This window comes from Pantoea cypripedii (genome assembly GCF_002095535.1).
In the GTDB taxonomy this organism is placed as follows: domain Bacteria; phylum Pseudomonadota; class Gammaproteobacteria; order Enterobacterales; family Enterobacteriaceae; genus Pantoea; species Pantoea cypripedii.
Genome location: NZ_MLJI01000001.1, coordinates 421,035 through 438,265, shown reverse-complemented (window position 1 = coordinate 438,265; position 17,231 = coordinate 421,035). Strand labels below are relative to the sequence as shown.

At 51.9% G+C, this 17,231-nt stretch carries 13 protein-coding genes and 1 pseudogene; 5 read left to right on the top strand and 9 right to left on the bottom strand.

Going from position 1 to position 17,231, the window contains the following annotated elements; genetic code table 11:
- Positions 1 to 7: 7 nt before the first annotated feature.
- Positions 8 to 1,453 (bottom strand): cytochrome ubiquinol oxidase subunit I, encoded by a 1,446-nt coding sequence (locus HA50_RS01930; protein ID WP_084871967.1) that lies wholly within the window; start codon positions 1,451 to 1,453, stop codon positions 8 to 10.
- Positions 1,454 to 2,730: 1,277 nt separating this feature from the next.
- On the opposite strand from HA50_RS01930, the gene HA50_RS01925 reads away from it, so the two are divergent.
- The 3 genes from HA50_RS01925 to HA50_RS01915 all read left to right on the top strand — a co-directional run bounded on the left by HA50_RS01925 (position 2,731) and on the right by HA50_RS01915 (position 6,208).
- Positions 2,731 to 2,940, top strand: a complete 210-nt coding sequence (locus HA50_RS01925; RefSeq protein WP_013512655.1) for a YdgH/BhsA/McbA-like domain containing protein — start codon at positions 2,731 to 2,733, stop codon at positions 2,938 to 2,940.
- A 206-nt stretch (positions 2,941 to 3,146) separates the two neighbouring features.
- A complete protein-coding gene (locus HA50_RS01920; protein WP_084871964.1) occupies positions 3,147 to 4,886 on the top strand; it encodes a hypothetical protein in 1,740 nt (579 codons plus the stop codon).
- 401 nt (positions 4,887 to 5,287) lie between these two features.
- The gene (locus tag HA50_RS01915) at positions 5,288 to 6,208 is read left to right on the top strand and encodes an OTU domain-containing protein (protein ID WP_084871962.1); all 921 of its coding nucleotides are present in this window, start codon (positions 5,288 to 5,290) and stop codon (positions 6,206 to 6,208) included.
- A gap of 319 nt (positions 6,209 to 6,527) precedes the next feature.
- On the opposite strand, the gene kup is transcribed toward HA50_RS01915, so the two are convergent.
- Positions 6,528 to 8,393: a low affinity potassium transporter Kup gene (gene kup / locus HA50_RS01910; RefSeq protein WP_084871960.1), complete on the bottom strand. Its 1,866-nt coding sequence runs from the start codon at positions 8,391 to 8,393 to the stop codon at positions 6,528 to 6,530.
- Positions 8,394 to 8,615: 222 nt separating this feature from the next.
- Between kup and HA50_RS01905 the strand changes: the two genes are divergently transcribed.
- Entirely contained in the window at positions 8,616 to 10,043 is a 1,428-nt protein-coding gene (locus HA50_RS01905; protein ID WP_084871958.1) for an alpha,alpha-trehalose-phosphate synthase (UDP-forming), read from the top strand.
- Between the two features lie 13 nt (positions 10,044 to 10,056).
- Here HA50_RS01905 and HA50_RS01900 read toward each other — a convergent pair whose 3' ends face one another.
- Positions 10,057 to 10,293 (bottom strand): helix-turn-helix domain-containing protein, encoded by a 237-nt coding sequence (locus HA50_RS01900; RefSeq protein ID WP_084871956.1) that lies wholly within the window; start codon positions 10,291 to 10,293, stop codon positions 10,057 to 10,059.
- Between the two features lie 158 nt (positions 10,294 to 10,451).
- Here HA50_RS01900 and HA50_RS32060 point away from each other — a divergent pair.
- Positions 10,452 to 10,724, top strand: a pseudogene (locus tag HA50_RS32060) (hypothetical protein); the annotation flags it as partial.
- Here the strand turns inward: HA50_RS32060 and HA50_RS01890 are convergent.
- The 6 genes from HA50_RS01890 to HA50_RS01865 all read right to left on the bottom strand — a co-directional run bounded on the left by HA50_RS01890 (position 10,699) and on the right by HA50_RS01865 (position 17,221).
- Positions 10,699 to 11,496 carry a helix-turn-helix transcriptional regulator gene (locus HA50_RS01890; protein ID WP_338117367.1) on the bottom strand — a complete coding sequence of 266 codons (798 nt, stop codon included), beginning with the start codon at positions 11,494 to 11,496 and terminating at the stop codon, positions 10,699 to 10,701. The pseudogene HA50_RS32060 and the gene HA50_RS01890 overlap by 26 nt on opposite strands.
- A 327-nt stretch (positions 11,497 to 11,823) precedes the next feature.
- Positions 11,824 to 13,101, bottom strand: coding sequence for an OprD family outer membrane porin (locus tag HA50_RS01885; protein WP_084871952.1), 1,278 nt, complete (start codon positions 13,099 to 13,101; stop codon positions 11,824 to 11,826).
- Positions 13,102 to 13,204: 103 nt separating this feature from the next.
- On the bottom strand, positions 13,205 to 14,596 hold the full coding sequence (locus tag HA50_RS01880) for an FAD-binding oxidoreductase (protein WP_084871951.1): 1,392 nt from the start codon (positions 14,594 to 14,596) through the stop codon (positions 13,205 to 13,207).
- A 23-nt stretch (positions 14,597 to 14,619) separates the two neighbouring features.
- Positions 14,620 to 15,420, bottom strand: coding sequence for an ABC transporter permease (locus HA50_RS01875; protein WP_084871950.1), 801 nt, complete (start codon positions 15,418 to 15,420; stop codon positions 14,620 to 14,622).
- Positions 15,417 to 16,253, bottom strand: a complete 837-nt coding sequence (locus HA50_RS01870; RefSeq protein WP_084871949.1) for an ABC transporter ATP-binding protein — start codon at positions 16,251 to 16,253, stop codon at positions 15,417 to 15,419. The genes HA50_RS01875 and HA50_RS01870 overlap by 4 nt, the downstream gene beginning before the upstream one ends.
- Positions 16,250 to 17,221, bottom strand: a complete 972-nt coding sequence (locus HA50_RS01865) for an ABC transporter substrate-binding protein (protein WP_084871948.1) — start codon at positions 17,219 to 17,221, stop codon at positions 16,250 to 16,252. Before HA50_RS01865 ends, HA50_RS01870 begins: the two co-directional genes overlap by 4 nt.
- Positions 17,222 to 17,231 lie beyond the last annotated feature (10 nt).

The following is a 17,231-nucleotide window of genomic DNA, read 5'->3' as shown; positions in this document are numbered from 1 at the left end:
CTCCGTATCAGACCGGGCGAACGTATTCAGGATGGTCAGCGTGACCACCGTCTGGCGGCAGGTCGAGCTGGCCGAGGTGATCATGTCCTTCACCTGGCAGCTTGCTGGTTAAGTCAGGTCCGATACGAACCACCTTCGCCATAAACCAGATCGTACCGGCGATCACCGCCGACTCGAAGATGGCAAAGCCGACAAACCAGAAGATAGCCAGACCCAGCGTCATGGCACTCATACCGTCCTCGGTGCGCATCAGGCCGTTGACGATCCACGGCTGACGACCGATTTCACGCGTCCACCAACCGGCGATCACCGCGATATAAGGCAGCACCACCATCGCCACAGCGATAAACAGGAACACAGTGTTACGTGGAGCCAATTCGACCGTCATACGGCGACGGCACATCAACCAGATACCCCACAGACTCACCAGCAGGATGGCACCACCCGCAGCGCTCATGGCGCGGAAGGCATAGAACGGCAGCACCACCGGCGGCTGTTCATCTTTCGGGAAGCTGTTCAGGCCACGGACCGGACCGTTCCAGGTTTTGGTTTCAATCAGGCTCAATGCATGAGGGATAGAAATCGACCATGCCAGCCCCGTCCCTTCGGCATTCGGCCAACCGAGGATATGCCAGGCGCTGTTGACGTTACCGTCGGCATCATAGGTGTCGTAATGCCCTTCCATCGCGGCCAGCGCAGCAGGTTTATGCTCCAGGGTTTCTTCGCCCAGCATATCGCCCATCCAGATCTGGGTGGCAGCGACGATGGCCAGCAAAACCAGTGAATACTTCAACGGTCGCAGGAACAGGTCAACATTACGACGCTTCAGCACGAACCAGGCACAGGTCGCGACCACGAAGGTGAGCGACAGCTCAAAGCTGGCGAGCAGCATATGCGGGAAGGCGGTACGGGCGTTCGGATTGAACAGCGCGGCCATCCAGTCAGTCACATGGAAGATGCCATCCGTATATTCGACTCCGGTAGGCGTTTGCATCCAGGAGTTAGCCACCAGAATCCACATCGCTGACAGCGTTGAGGAAACGGCAACGTTGAAGGTAGCGAACAGATGCATGCCACGGCTAATCTTGCCCCAGCCAAAAATCATCAATCCAATGAAGCCCGCTTCATACATAAAGGCGGTGATGGTCTCATAGCCCAGCACCTGACCGAAAAAGGGTCCGGCAGCCTGGGAAAAACGACCATAAAGGATACCAAAAGCCATTTCCATCGTGACACCGGTGGCCACACCGGCACCAAAGTTAACAATGAACAGCTTTTCGAAAAAACGACACAACCGATACCACTTCTCGTCATTTTTTCTGACCCACATCAGTTCAGAAATGAACAGAAGCGCAGCCAGACCAATGGTCAGCGGTGGATAAATGATATGTATTGAAGAGATTAGCGCAAAGTCGATGCGCGTAATCAGCGATGTGAGATCATTACTTAACATGACTATCTTCTTTTCTATTAAGTGACCGTATTAGCCAGCGACAACCGGGCGCCCTTCCTCTTACCTGGCAGGTGAAATGATAAGAGTCGAGACAGGGAGAGTAGAAACAGGTGCCGCACCATCGTATGCCTCACGTCGGTGACTTACCGCTAGCACATTCCCCTGACAGAAACGACTGAAACAGGATAATGTTCGAAAGCATAGCCGTGACTTTGTAGCCTGGTGATAAACCATGCTGACTAAGACGCGTTTGCTGACGAAGCTTATTAACTAAGCGCTAACAGTACCCGACAATAAGCAAATTACTGCTACTGCTGAAATTTACTTATTAGAGATGTACCCAGGTTTCGAGACGCATATATTGTCATAAAAGCCCAATATAGGTTCTGTGTAGTCCGAATGAGGCTCAGTATATTCCTCCCCACCCGGATATTGTCAAGAAAAATGTGGGTAATCCATATTTTTGTTGCCCGCCACATTATATTCATTCACAAGAAAGAAAAATGGCCGCAATCAATCAACGAACTGTAACCAAAAGAAAATAAATCGCTAAAACTGATGCTTCCATCTCGCTCAATTATAACAATTCGTTAAACAAAAAATTGATTTAAATCAATTTATTACAACGATATCATCGCATAGGGAATCCCGCAAGATGGGAAAATGAAGAGAGAAACAACAATCAATTTGGCTTTAAAAAAATAATAATTCCCGCCATTAATAATAACGTCACAGCCAATATAAAAACATGAAATTCACAAAACAACCGACATTTGGATTATCACATAAGCTACATTGCCAACCTTTCGATCCATTATTAACAACAAATATAACTTCCTGGTAACATTGCCACCTTATTGCCTGAACAAACGTCATTCGGCTCGATAGCACTGAAATGCAAAATTCAGCAAATTGTGCCGCTGCAATTCATGCGCATTGGGGCCAGGTGTCAACATCGCATAACACCGTCGCTACCGTCTTGAGCGTCAATCCCTGGTGTGAATAAATTCGCACCCTACGCCTGTGTGCCCAGTTGTACCTTAATGCCGACCAGGCCAATAACCGCACGGAGCCGTAGCGGCGCGATTTATCGCGCAATGTTGTGCCGGTGCACACCGCCGGATACCGCACAGAGCAAACCCGTGCAATTCTTAGTCAATTTTTTTGAATTATTTGAGCAAAACGCTCAGCTTTTATCCATCGGGCGACAGGTCTATTCTCTCTCACATCGGGGCACGACACCCCACCCACTAAAAATTATCTCTGAGGAAATGACCATGAAATCCATCAAAACTTTCGTTGCAGTTGCCGCCCTGTCACTGATTTCTTTCGGTAGCTTCGCGCAGAGCATCACCGCTTCCGCCTCAACCCTGGATGGCGCTGAAGCCAAAATCGCTGCTCAGGCAGCGCAACAAGGTGCTCAATACAAAATCACCGAAGCGAACACCAATAACCGTGTGCACATGACTGCAGAACTGTACAAATAACAGATAGTTGTATTGAGAATCACTGGAAAAGGTCGCCACATGGCGGCCTTTTGCTTTTAAGCGCCCTCTCCTGACATCTCTGCAAGCCAGGCGCAGCCTCATTTAAATATCAGGGAAAAATCCCTTTTTAATGATTATCAAATCATTGGTTATCAGGCATCTATAAACCTCACTTGCTCTAACCCAATCCAGCAAAAGCGATCTCCATGTCGGATAACAACATTATTGTGCCTTACTCCAGTACCGGAACGATTCGGTTTTCCCATGCAGTCCCCCATCCCCTCACCCTGCCCTTTAACGCTGTCTCTTCCTGCTGGCAGCTCCCGGTATCTCTGCAACCGCGTGAGCCAGGCAAGGGGCCTTCATCAGGCAGCAACCGTGAAAACGATCCCCCATTGCAACCGCAGGTAACCTTCAAACACCAGCCGCGCCAGGCGGTGAAACCCCGTATCCATCGGCCTGATGCTGCAAGCAGAGTGCTCACCCCCGATCAGCGGCAACATTCCGCAAAGCACCCCAAAATCGTGGCGATGAAGCACAGGTTAACGAAGAAGCTGGAAAATGTGGGAAAAGCTAAAAAAGTGCTGACGACCATTAATGAAAGGATCACCCATCAGTTGCAGAACACCACGCTGGCGGAATCACTCACTCCGGCTGAAACCCTGCTTTATCGCGCAGCACATGAGCCAGGGGGGATGCCGGCGCTGATGGCAGTCCTTAGCGATAATGGCAGGCAACAAATTGCGCGAGCAAAAAAGCGTCATCACCCCCTGTCATCGGCCGGTGAGATTGCCAAAATCACCACCCGCCGACAACTTAATGAATCCGATAGTCACTATGTTCTGCGGCTGATGCAAAACCCTGATTTATTACAGCGCGATATCAGCATGCTCTCCGGGGTGAGCGCACAGGATTTGCGCTATCGGCCGGAGTTTAAAATCCTGTCACCAGAAGGGGAGGAAGCGCAGGCAGCCACGCCACAGCAAGAAAATGAATCAGGTCCAGCTTACGTCCGGCGCATTTATCCGCTCTATCCCGACCTGTGTGAAGATGATTTCTGCGTGCTGGCAGGGATGGATATCCGGCGGTTGCGCAAGTTGTGGATGTTTAAAAGTTTCACCAAAGCAGCCACCAGCGCGATGCAACTGACCCGGCAGCTTAAGGATGAAACCCCGCTGGAGTACGCCCGCCGCCTGCACACACTTTACCCACGCCTGACACCTCATGAACTGAGTGCTATCGCCAGGATGGATGAAAACGATCTAAGGCAAAGAGCAGAATTCAAAACACTATCGGAAGCGGGCCAGAGAGCTTTCGCAACCCAATTCCGCCGCGATGATGAATCGCCGCTGCAATGTGCCATACGCCTGTTTCGGGCTAACCCCGACCTGACTCTTGACGATATCAGTTATATCTCCGGTATGAGCGAACCGAATCTGCGGCAAAGACCGGAATTTAAGGAACTGACGCCTGCGGCTGAAATCGCGCAGCAAACCACACGCCGTCAGGATGGCGAGAGCAACCATGCCTACGCGGTACGTCTGCTTACCGGGCATCCACATCTGAAACCCACTGAAATTTGCGTTGTGGTTGGCGTGAGCGAACAAAATTTGCGGCAGTGGCCTGAATTTATCCCGCTGACCGACACGGCTAAAGAAGCGGGTAAGGCAACGCCGCAACAGGATAAGGAAACACCGATGGATTGGGCGGTGCGGCTGCATAAAGATCATCCGGGGTTAACCATCCCCGAGCTAAGTAGCATCACCAAAGCATCAGGATCAGCCCTGCGCAAAAGGCCGGAATTCAGGGATATTGTTGATTCAAATAAGAAAGCCATGCGACGAAAAAAGACGGCCCCCGTCCCGCGCTTACCTCAACCGCGTCCAGTTAAGACCCACGCTGCCAGCCACCATTTGCTGGAGGCGAATAACAGGCTAAAAAATTAAAAAAATTCCCCAGGCTCGTTTGGACGACCATTTTTCAGCACACCTGGCAGCCGGAAGAGGCTCCTGAAGACTATGCCGTGCGTTTGCAGCAACTGATTCCCAATATCCCCCAAAGGGCGATTTGTCGGCTGACAAAATTAAGTTTGCAGGCATTGAAGAAAATACCTGCGTTTCAAACGCTGTCAGACCTCGGGAAGCAAATCCATGTCAGCACTCCGCGAGGCACTGCCGAATCAACGGAAGATTACGCCCGCCGACTACTCAGCTTAAAGCCTAAACCATCCTACCGTGATATCAGCCTGCTGACAGGAGAAGACGAACGCAGGCTGCGCTATCGGCCAGAATATCAATCGCTGTCGAAGGAAGGTGCCAGGATAAAGAAAATCACCCCACGGAAGAAAATGGAAACCCTCCATGAATACGCCGGACGCCTGCATAAGCTGTACCCGCGATTGCCACTGAGCGATATCAGCGTACTGACCTGTTTAGATATACGCACCCTGCATGAGCTGGGTATAAAAGTTTCGGGGCGCGTCAGAGACGCCGATAATTTCCTTATCCCTGCGCCTGTGGCTGTCTCACCGGTGCCTTCATTACTTGATTTCAATAATCTGACCCCGATTCCCACGCCAGCTCCCTTCGAAACACTGGCTCCCGGTGATATCAACCGGCTGATAACACCCCTTCCCTCCCATATCTCTTCACCGGTCGATTTGAATAGCGTGATAACCCCACGACCTGCCGCCATTCATTTCAATATGGCTGCTGTCCCCCCAGCTTCCGGTTGGGAGCCTTCCGTTCAGCAGATCCAGGAGATGAGTCATTTCCTGTTACGCCAGTCAGGAAGTTTCAATAACCAGCTCGCGGATGATGCTCTCAATATGTTGCTGGCCTCCGGGATAATGCCGTCCGGCATCGTGTTTGTGGTTAACGAGTTTCGCGCCGATGGCAGCATCAATGCCCAGGAAATACGTGCCAGTGAAGAACCTCAGTTAAACGAAATCTATTTAAGCCTCGTTTTGCAGCGGGATACCACCCTGTCGGGAACATCCACCGGGAGTGATGCATCAGCACATTACTGGCCTGTCGGCCTTGATGGCAGGACCATTGACACCCGTTATGATGGTAACTGCCTGTACGAAAGCGTCAGCATCGGACTCGGGCTACTGGGCTTTGTCGGGTTTACTGCCGAAGCGCTACGCAATGCCGTCGCCGATGAATTTTTACTGCACCCGGCAAAATGGTTGCAGTGGGTGGATATGGCGACGCTTTATCAGGAATGGCAGGAAGCGAGAACCAGCGTTAAAGCGACACCGTATTGAGTTCCGACCGCCGTTCACGACAACGCTGGTTAATCCAGCAGGCCGAAACTAGGTCTGGTTAAAGAGAATTAATATCAGTGCCTCAGCGGCATAGATCATGCAGGCCAGTACAATTTTCGCCCACAAATTACGGTGAGAAAAATGCTTTAAAATCACACAGATAATAACGAAAAGTATTTGCAGTAATTCGCGCAGATGTAAGAAATGAGTGATAACCATAATGTCCCCGACAGCTAACCAAAGGTTGTAAAACTATACCTTTGGTTAGTCTGTTCGGCATGGATATCTGCTTTAGATTTAAGAACCGTCTAGGTTCAGCTTAGAACTCCTTTTGCCCGCCCAACTCAATCACCCTATTGGGTGGAATCATAAATTGTTCATGTGCCCGCAAGGCATTACGTTGAAAGAAATGGAAAATCGCCCCTTTCGCCCGCGCCAGGCCATTTCGTTTCTTCATCACCAGCGTATCGTGTGAGGTAAAAAACGACGCTTCCTGCAAGGTACAACCGAACCCTTCCAGTCCACATAAATGCAGGATCTCCTGCATCGACGGCACTTCATGCCAGCCATAGGCCGCTGTCACCTGCCAGAACGAAGGCGAAAGTTGCTGGATGCTGATCCGTTTCTGGTTATGCACCCTTGGCGTATCGATGGTCCGGATATGCAAAAGTACCGTCCGTGCATGCAGCACGCGGTTATGTTTAAGGTTGTGGAGCAACGCCTGGGGAATTTCATATTCCTTGCGTGACAGGAAGACAGCAGTACCTTCCACCCGTTTCGGCGGATTTGCTTCCAGCGAACTGATCATAGCTTTCAGTCCTATCGGGTCATCCGCCAGACGACGGATCAACAGTGAGCGCTCACTACTCCAGATCAGCATCAGGACCAGCATCGTCATCGCCAGTAACACGGGCACCCAGCCGCCAGACAGCAGTTTCATGAGATTGGCACTGAACAACGGGACATCGATGATCAGCATACAAACGAGGAACACCAGTGCCACCGCCCGCGGCCAGCGCCAGTTTTTAAAGGCAACCACGCTTGCAAGACAAGCTGTCAGCACCATGGTTCCCGTGACCACGATACCGTATGCCGACGACAGCGCCGAAGATTGGCGAAAAGAGATAATAATCACCGTCACTGCCGCGAACAGCAGCCAGTTCGCGACCGGGATATAAATCTGCCCGGACTCCGTTGATGAGGTATAGACGATGCGCACCGGTGGCAGGAATCCTTGCCGGATGGCCTGATGCGTCAGGGTATAAACACCGGAAATGACCGATTGCGCGGCGATCACCGTCGATAAGGTCGCCAGCACAATCAGTGGGATCTGCGCCCAGTCGGGAGCCAGCAGGTAAAAAGGATTACGCACCGCGTCGGCGTCCGCCAGCACCAGCGCCCCCTGGCCGAAGTAGTTCAGCACCAGCGCGGGCATGGCAATAACCAGCCATGCCAGACGAATCGGTGTTTTTCCCAGATGGCCCATATCCGCATACAAGGCTTCAGCCCCGGTCACCGCCAGCACTACCATGCCCAGCGCGGCAAAGGAAAGCGCCTTATGGCTGTTGAGAAATTCCAGCGCAAAGAGTGGATTCAACGCCTGCAACACGCCGGGGTTCATCATGATGCCGCGTATACCCAGCACCGCAAGGGTCAGAAACCACACCAGCATCACCGGACCAAATACCAGGCTCACCCGCTCGGTGCCGTGTTTCTGAATAATAAACAGCAAGGTCAGGATGATCACTGAAAGCGGAACAATCAGGTGATCCAGCCCAGGTGCAACCACCTCAATCCCTTCAATCGCCGACATGACCGAAATGGCAGGCGTAATCACGCCGTCACCATAAAAGAATGCACTGCCGATCAACCCCGCCAGCACAATAAAATATCCGGCGCGACCGGTGACATGCTGACGCGCCAGTGACATCAGCGTCAGGATCCCGCCCTCACCGTCATGATCGGCGCGCATCACAAAGCAAACGTATTTCACGGTGACGATCAACGTCAGTGCCCAAAAGATCAGTGACAGAAACCCCATCACCGCTGCTGGTGTCGGACTGCCATCGGGCAAAATTGAAAGGCATTCCCGCAACGTATAAAGCGGGCTGGTGCCGATATCACCAAACACAATGCCTGCTGCCGCCAGCATGCCAGCCGGAAGAGATTGCTTTGTTGAAGCCATAAGGAATGCATCCTTTCAGAGGGTTATCACACGCGTCAGATAGCCAGTTTGCCAACCACTGGATGAAGCAATTATAGCTGCTGCCCCTGACTAACGAAGTGGAGAGTAAGGCCCGTTTTTGCCTGATTTTTATACCTGTCCGTCGTTTTTTTACGCCTTTTTTATATGCAGAACGCTTAAATCAATGGAAATGGTTTTCATGGTGATCAAAGGGAAAATGCTATGTCAGGCTTCATTCTGGTTTCGCACAATCTGTCACGGGCTTCGACCTTATCCGCGCTGTATGAAAGCATCCTGTCACGCCGTGGCGGGTTGTGGATTAGTTGGGACGGAAAAACTCAGGCCATTTCATCAGAGACACCTCACCCGCTGAATTTTCGCCACGGCCATAAATTTGACACCCTCAGCTTCCCGCTGAGTCGGGGTGAAGTGGAACAGGGCTACCATCATTATGTTCATCAGGGGCTGTGGCCGATGTTTCATCAGCGACCTGACCTGGCACGTTTTAATCAGGACGATTTGAGCCAGTATCGGAAACTCAACGAAAGCTATGCCAGAGCAATCGCCGAATACGCCATGCCCGATGATGTTATCTGGGTCCAGGATTACCACCTGATACCGAGCGTGAAAATGCTACGCACTGCCGGGCTGACAAATCGCATCGGCTTGTTTTTCCATCAACCCTTCCCGGCAGGCGCGGGGTTTTCCGCCATTCCTGACTGGTCATGGCTGGCTGAGTCGTTATTGTGTTGCGATCTGATTGGTTTTCAGACCAGCCAGGATATGAACAATTTTCTGTTGTGGGTCGAAAGCACATTCCGCTGCGAACGCCTGAGCGCCACGCGCATACGCATTCACGGGCAGATTATCAGCACCGGGGTGTATCCGGTGGGTATCGATTTGGAAGATGCGCACTGTCTGCTGGCAAGTAACAGTTGCCGTTATATGGAAGAACAATGTCGGGCAACCCTGCCGGAAAACACCATCCTGAGCGGCGGCCATCTTGATGACAGCGCCGGTCTGCCTTACCGCATCAGCGCCATTGAGGTGTTACTGCGCCATCACCCGGATTACACGGGAAATATGATGTTGCTACAACTGGCTTCTCCGGCTGCTGGCTACACACCGCGCACGGCTGAGTTGAGTCATGAACTGGAGAATCTGTGCGGTGAAATGAATGGTGTACAGGGTACGCTGGAATGGTGCCCGATCAGTTATCTGACCAAATCCTATAGCCGGGAGGAGCAGGCCGGTATCTACCGCGCGTCTCGCGTCGCACTGGTCACGCCGCTGATGGCGGGTATGAGTCTGATGGCGAAGATGTATGTTGCGGTGCAGGATCCCGCCAATCCTGGCGTGCTGATCCTGTCGCAGTTTGCCGGAGCCGCAGAACATATGGATGGCGCACTGATCGTCAATCCTTACGATCCCGATGCCATTGCCGATGCCATTCATACTGCGCTGCGTATTCCGCTCAGCGAACGGCAAAATCGCCATGCCCGGCTGATGAAAGGTATTCATCAGCAGGATTGCCATTGGTGGGCCACGCATTTTCTGGAGGATCTCAATACCCCGGAAAATGAAGATATCGGATTAATGGCGGGCAGCCTGCTGTTGTCTTCCGGGTTTAGTAGTCGTGTGAGGTATTAATTAAAAGACGACGTCACGACTTTTGCTTTCTTAATTGGTAACGACTCGGCCAGATTTCTTCGGCTTTTACGCCGATCGCACCCGCAATTATACGTTCTCCGCGCAGCCATGGACGGTTTAGCGTATTGATTAATGTCCCCGAAGAAAGACCAAATTCCCGTGATAGCGCAGCCATTGATTTTTTCTTCTTTCTGATTGCGGCGAGTATATCTTCCCGGTGCCAGTCGGATAAGGGTTGATTTGAGTCCATTCTTTTATCTCCAGCATAATGGGAAGTTTTTTAATTTAAAATTGACAGAAGAACATTAATCTATGCAATACTTAACTCGATAATCATAGATCATTATGATATTGACGGGTATCAAATGGACAGAGTATGGAATACTTATTTTATAAAGGAGTATTAATGTGATCTTATTCTCAGATTTTCATACCGATGATGCAATCAAGGATAATTCTGTTGGAATTTCAATTCAAAACCTGATCAATGGTACGGATCAGGATCTTTATGCCACGGTGATCGAAGCAGGAAATAAGGTTGGCTGCCATTGCCACCACGAAGGTGAAGAGTGGTATATCATCCTTTCTGGTGAGGGTGCTATTTTTACTGCCGAAGTCAATGAGGGGAGTTTAGGTCATATCACCGAAACGACCTTCAGGCGGGGCAGTACGTTTTGTATCTCCGCAAATACCGCGCATCAGCTGGTCGCTCATACGCGCGTAGAATTAATATTTTTATGCCCACCATCACATCTGACATATGATCGAACGGGTTTTGACAGTATTTCCTAAGAAATCCTGTTAAATTGATAGAGATTCTGGCGTTTTGAAAAAACCTATCCGGAATATAATTAGATATGTTATTTTCATAGCAGAACTCTATCAATCCCCTTCTTGAGCTAACATTGGCTTTTTGATAAACATTTTGGATATGGTTAGTCACTGTGCGATGTGATATATGGAGGTGAGCAGAAATATCTTTCGCTGAAAACCCTTGTAATAAGTAAAATACGATCTCCCATTCTCTTTTTAAAAAGAAATCAGATGGCGGAGTAAACACCAGAGACGAGGGGATTTTAATTTTGTCCAGTCGTGTTAACGTAATCATTTCCACTGGTCTGCCATGAAAGATAGTTCCTATACAGACACCATGACTGTCCATTAAAGGATACTTATCAAAATACCACGGCTGGAGATAATGATTCTGCTCAAAAGGGTGTATCTCTATTGAAGTAACTCTATCCAATAATTTTTCAACCTTACGATCATGGGCCTGAAACTCATTTTGAAACTCAGCCGTTGAAGCGGGTAATTCTCCGTCATATCGACCTTCAACATTAAAGCCATATGGTAGCGAGAGTAGCTCATGATAGCGTTTATTCGCATAAATAAACTTTGAATTTCTATCTTTAGCCCCCCATGGCTCACTGCTTACCTCCCAGAATTTAATCATTGCCTGCAAATGATAATTATGAGAACCACTCATAAACACTCCTTGTTTACCCTTCAGCACGAATAACAAAAGACTATTCGTGATATTATCGCGAGTAAAGGCCCACCTTAAATTAAATAACTATTCATTAGTATAATGTGAGTCAGGCTACAGTTTAAAAGCATCAATAAGTAGTTTTTACTCAGTAAATCAACATGGAATTATTTACGTTTCCTTGTAAACACCCCGTGAAATAATACCGGCACCAACCCGTAGCGGCGCGATTTATCGCGCAATTCCATGCACCGCGCAATAAACAAGGGAGGCCGGAAGGCCTCCCTGGCAGGGTTAGAAATCGTATTCCAGGCTTAAACGGTTCTGCCAGAAGTGAGAATCATACAACGGTGATGTCTGCACCCCGGCGAAATCGGTCAGGCTCAGGCCCTTCAGCACACCACTGAAGCTCCAGGTGAAATAAACCAGATATTCCGACTGGTTGATGCTGGCCGAAGCCGGTGACGGTTTCAGGTCCATAAAGGAATACTGCGTACCCAGCGACAGGCTTTCATTCATCACGTAGTTCAGGTTGGTCATATAGGCGTTGCCGCTGCCAAGATCCTGAGTACTGGTGAAGAACGGCTGAGCAAAATAAGGTCCGGAGGAAGTATTGTGCGCATAAGGCGTCACCAGCGAGCCGTTATTCCAGCTATTGCCGCTGGCAGCGATATGGTCATAGCCCAGTTTCCAGCTCAGTGCCGGAGTAAACGTCAGCGCCAGCTGCGCACCGTATGAGGTGCTATTCACTTCACCGGCCAGAGCCTTGCCTGCGCTGGTGCCGCGAATAAACTGTAATCCCACATCCGGCTGGAACAAGGTATCCTGCCATTGCAGATGGCTCTCAGCATACACCAGACGCGTATAGTCGGCGTATTCCTGATACCACAGCTGCCCGGTCAGCTTCTTATTGTCCCACTGCGTACCGCGACCGCCACCCAACGCCCACATACCGTTGGTGCGTTCTTCCACATCGGTATAAGCGGTGGTATTCAGGAACTGATCATCACCCCACGGCTTATAACGCCAGATTTTAGTCGCATGCAGGAAGTTAGTGCTGTCACCGTAATTGGTGTCGATACCGCGGAACAGGATGGGGGTAATACGCCAGTCGTAATCGCCAACGAAAGGAATATTGATTCGTTGATCACCGGCCGTTATTTTAAAGTTATCCTGTTGCCAGCTTAAATAAGCTTCACCAAAGTTGGTTTGATTATCACCAATATCGCTGATGGTGTGCGCTTCGTCAGGATGATCGATACCGCGCAGAAAAATACCACTCACACCGGCACGAAAACCATAGAATGGCGCGGTTTCATATTTCAGGCTACCACCGTAACTCACGGTGTCCTGATTAAAGCCTTTGGAGAAATAAGCGTTGTGTGTTGAATAATAAAGCGTACGCAGACTGCCGCTCACGGTACCGCAGGTAAATATATCGGTGAAGCTATTTACGCCACTCGCACCATACTGACAATCGCTGATATTGCTCTGTGTCGCCGCCAGTGCAGCGGGAGCCAGAGGGAAAAACAGCGCAGCAAGACACGCACCACTCAGTGTTTTTAATTGCATAGTCCCAAGCCTCGTCACTTTTTAAAAAGAGCAAAGCTTCGCCAAACGGACAATAAATGTACCGTCGGTGGTGAGCTTTGCCACAAAAAAGTCTTATTATCGATTAATTATTTACACCGGTTATTTTCACATCCGGCAATGTTTCGCGCACTTCCCAGCCACGTAATTTGCCGGGATTAAGTAAATTATACGGATCGCAGGCACGTTTCATAGCCACAACATCGGCACGCACCATCCCTTGTTTGCCATCTTCAATATGAATGACGTGCGGGTTATTAATTTTCACCCCGTTATCACGATAAATATCCATGATGGCGTTCAGACGATCTTCATCGCTATATCGCACCAGCGGCAATCCGCTGCAGGTCAGGGTGCCATTCATATCGCGCAGAAACTCAATATGCGACATCACTTCATCAGACAGCTGCGCTTCCATGGCCAGCGCCTGCTGATAATAATTGTCCGCTGCGTAAGCGGTTTGCAGATAGGTCAGGGTCTTATCCACCTTCAACGCCTGCAAGGTGGTGTGGTTCCAGCAATATTCAATCAGCGAATGGCCGGGATTCTCGCCCTCGGCAAAATGCAGCGCGCTGCGTCCACCATGCTGGGCCAGCAACGACGGCAGCAGACGGTCGCTCTCCACGCCTACCACAGAAATCACGCCATGCTGCCCTGCCACGTCGGCCTCGGCCAGATCGGTAAAATAATCCAGCACCGGTGCAGCCATCACCGCAATCTGACGCTTCACCAGCCCTGGCGATTTCGCCAGCGCATCGGCAAACGCCATCGCCGCCGGGAAACTGGCAAAGGTATCAAGGCGTTCGATCCAGTCATGACGCGGAGCCAGTGCCAGCTCAATCTCCAGCACAATGCCGTTGCTGCCATAGGCATGATGCAGTAGCAGCGCATCGGGCGCTTCCAGCGTCAAAATACGCGGCGTCTCTTCCATGGTCATCATCTTCACCGCCAGCACGTTGCCGGGTGCCGCCAGCGGACCATAATTGATGGAGCCCACGCCGCCAAAGCCACCACCAAACAGGCCGCCGAGGGTCGCCAGCTTCCAGGTGGACGGCATACAACGCAGCTCCCAGCCGAGCGGACGGGTATGCGCTTCCAGGTCGCCAAGGCGAATCCCGGCCTGCGCACGCACCGTGCCCTGCCCCATACTCACCACCGCATTCAGTTTGGTCATATCGACCATCAACCCGCCATCCAGCGGGATCAGCTGGCCGTAGTTGCCGGTGCCGCCACCGCGCAGGTTAAGTGGGATACGATGGGCAGCACAGGCTGCCACCACCGCTGCCAGCTCCTGTTCATCACGCGGGCGCACAGCCAGCTCAGCAAACTTCTCTTCCAGCTGCGGTTTCAGCACCGGGCTGAACCAGTGAAAATCACGCGACAGGCGTTTCACCTTCGGCGCTTCTTTAATCCAGTCGAGTTCAGGCAACGCCGCAACCAGCGCCGCCAGTGCAGACTGACGATCGGAATCAGACATCTTCATTTCCTGTAGTTGAGGTATCAGGTCGGGCTAAGTTCACTCTCATGCCAGGCGGCCAGCACACGGCGCGTCAGCCAGGACATCACAGCAAACAGCAGGAACCCGGCCAGAGAAATCAGCAGCAGCGCGGCAAACATCAGCGGAATATTGAGCTGATAACCCGCCTGCAAAATCTGGTAGGCCAGCCCGGTATCGGTGCCGCCGGTGCCAGCAACAAACTCCGCCACCACCGCGCCAATCAGCGACAAACCGCTGGAGATCCGCAGTGCACCGAAGAAGTACGGCAGAGCCGAGGGAATGCGCAGGCGCAGCAAAATCTGCAAACGCGAGGCATGGTTAAGTTTGAAATAACTCAGCAAACCCGGCGAGACGCTACGCAGGCCCTGAGTGGTGTTGGAAATAATCGGGAACACCGCCATCAGCGTGGCACAGACCACCAGCGACATGGTGGTGTCTTTCACCCAGATGATGATCAACGGTGCGATAGCGACAATCGGTGTCACCTGCAAAAACACGATATACGGGAACAGCGCGGTTTCGATAAAGCGGTTCTGCACCAGCAGGAACGCCACGATCGATCCGATCACAATCGCCACCACAAAGGAGATCACGGTGATCTTCAGGGTATACAGCAGCGACATAAACAACGTCGGGAAGTTCTGCACCAGGCTTTGCGCTACCACCAGCGGTGACGGCACCAGAAAGGCCGGGATCTTCAACGTAGTGACCAGAAACTGCCACAGCAGCAACAGGGCGATGGCGACCAGCGCCGGAAACAGCCACTGCTGAAACTGACGCTGCGCGGCTAACGGCTTTTTCATGATTTGCTCTCCTGACTGGCGGCGAACAGGCCGCGCTGCAACTGCTGCGCATATTGGGTGAACTGCTGGCTGACGCGGAACTCGTCATCACGCGGGAACGGCGCATCAATGCTGATGTCATCCACCACGCGCCCTGGGCGGGCTGCCATCATGATCACGCGCTGCGATAAAAACACCGCTTCCTGAATCGAGTGGGTAACAAACACCACGGTCAGCTTCTGCTCCTGCCACAGTTGCAGCAGATCGCTATCCAGCTTGTTACGGGTGATCTCATCCAGTGCGCCGAAAGGTTCATCCATCAGCAGCACTTTCGGGCGCGTCACCAGCCCACGGGCAATCGAGACACGCATCTGCATCCCGCCGGACAACTCACGCGGCAGCACATGCCCAAACTGGCCGAGACCGACCAGTTCAAGGATTTCCCGCACGCGGGTGTCCGCTTCAGCACGCGGCACACCGGCCAGATCGAGCGGCAGGCGCACGTTCTTGTGCACGCTGCTCCACGGCATCAATGTCGCTTCCTGAAACACGAACGATAACGGCAAATCCCGCTGTTTTTCCCGGCGATCGCGACGGAACAGCATCAGTTTGCCATCGCTCGGTTCAATCAAACCGGCGATCATTTTCAGTAAGGTACTTTTGCCACAGCCAGACGGACCGAGCAGCGAGACAAACTCGCCCTGGCGAATCGTCAGGTCCACTGGCAGCAGCGCGCGTGTACCGTTCGGGTAAATTTTCTCGGCAGAGAGCACTTCAATCGCCGGAGGTGCCGCATGCAGCGGCACCGCTTGCGCATCATTGCTCATCAGAGTCAGTCGGCTGGCGGCATTCATGGCATAACCTTCACATCTTGAATGAATTTCAGGGTGTAGCTGCCATCAAACGGGACTTTGGCCGGATCGATCAGCTTGTTATCCACCAGCAGCTGCCAGGTTTGCTTCAGGCGCGGCACGGTCATAATGCCGATACCCCCGGTCTGTGCATCACCGCCGGTCAGCATCTGATACTTCTTCATCTGGGCGATACCGAAGGCGATCTGTTCGTCGGTCATCTGCGGGTTTTCTTTCTTAATCAGCGCGTTGCCCGCTGCCGGATTCTCCAGGTAGTTTTTCCAGCCCTGCATTGAAGCCTTAACAAAGGCCGCGACCGCCTGCGGACGTTTCTCGATGGTCGATTTCATGCACACGATGCTGTTGCCGTACGGCGGGTAGCCCCAGTCGCTGATCGGGTAGACGTTGGCCTGCGCCCCGGCTTTCTGCACCGCGAAAGGTTCGGAGGTTACGTAGCCCTGCTGTACCAGGGTTTTATCCGCGAGGAACGGCTGCACGCTGAAGGTATACGGACGCACATGGGCGTTTTTCAGGTTGAGCGCGCTCTGTGCCCACGGCCAGTAGGAGGTGTACGCTTCGGCGGCCAGCAGGAAGGTTTTCCCCTGCAAATCAGCCTGATTTTTCACATCCGGGTGGGTGATAAACACAATCGCCGAATGCTGGAAGGTGGTAGCAACCGGCACCGCTTCCACGCCCTGCTGCCAGGATTCCAGCGCCTGCATGTTATCGCTGATGATGCAGTCCGCCTGGCCCGCCGCCATCAGCTGCATGGTGTGCACCTGCGGCCCACCCATCTTAATGGTGACGTCCAGCCCGGCATCACGATACAGATTCTGTGCCTGAGCCTGATAAAAACCGCCATGCTCGGCCTGAGCATACCAGTTGGTCATAAAGGTAAATTTCTCGGCAGCCATCCCCTGGGCCGACAGGGCCACGGAAAGCGCGGCAACAATGCTCAATGTTTTTTTCATAGCCGATCCC

Bases quoted from the DNA above. Each gene is read 5' to 3' on its own strand.
- HA50_RS01930 (WP_084871967.1), bottom strand. From the start codon at position 1,453: ATGTTAAGTAATGATCTCACATCGCTGATTACGCGCATCGACTTTGCG.
- kup (WP_084871960.1), bottom strand. From the start codon at position 8,393: ATGGCTTCAACAAAGCAATCTCTTCCGGCTGGCATGCTGGCGGCAGCA.
- HA50_RS01885 (WP_084871952.1), bottom strand. From the start codon at position 13,101: ATGCAATTAAAAACACTGAGTGGTGCGTGTCTTGCTGCGCTGTTTTTC.
- HA50_RS01880 (WP_084871951.1), bottom strand. From the start codon at position 14,596: ATGTCTGATTCCGATCGTCAGTCTGCACTGGCGGCGCTGGTTGCGGCG.
- HA50_RS01905 (WP_084871958.1), top strand. From the start codon at position 8,616: ATGTCAGGCTTCATTCTGGTTTCGCACAATCTGTCACGGGCTTCGACC.
- HA50_RS01870 (WP_084871949.1), bottom strand. From the start codon at position 16,253: ATGAATGCCGCCAGCCGACTGACTCTGATGAGCAATGATGCGCAAGCG.
- HA50_RS01900 (WP_084871956.1), bottom strand. From the start codon at position 10,293: ATGGACTCAAATCAACCCTTATCCGACTGGCACCGGGAAGATATACTC.
- HA50_RS01920 (WP_084871964.1), top strand. From the start codon at position 3,147: ATGTCGGATAACAACATTATTGTGCCTTACTCCAGTACCGGAACGATT.
- HA50_RS01915 (WP_084871962.1), top strand. From the start codon at position 5,288: ATGGAAACCCTCCATGAATACGCCGGACGCCTGCATAAGCTGTACCCG.
- HA50_RS01865 (WP_084871948.1), bottom strand. From the start codon at position 17,221: ATGAAAAAAACATTGAGCATTGTTGCCGCGCTTTCCGTGGCCCTGTCG.
- HA50_RS01875 (WP_084871950.1), bottom strand. From the start codon at position 15,420: ATGAAAAAGCCGTTAGCCGCGCAGCGTCAGTTTCAGCAGTGGCTGTTT.
- HA50_RS01890 (WP_338117367.1), bottom strand. From the start codon at position 11,496: ATGATTAAATTCTGGGAGGTAAGCAGTGAGCCATGGGGGGCTAAAGAT.
- HA50_RS01925 (WP_013512655.1), top strand. From the start codon at position 2,731: ATGAAATCCATCAAAACTTTCGTTGCAGTTGCCGCCCTGTCACTGATT.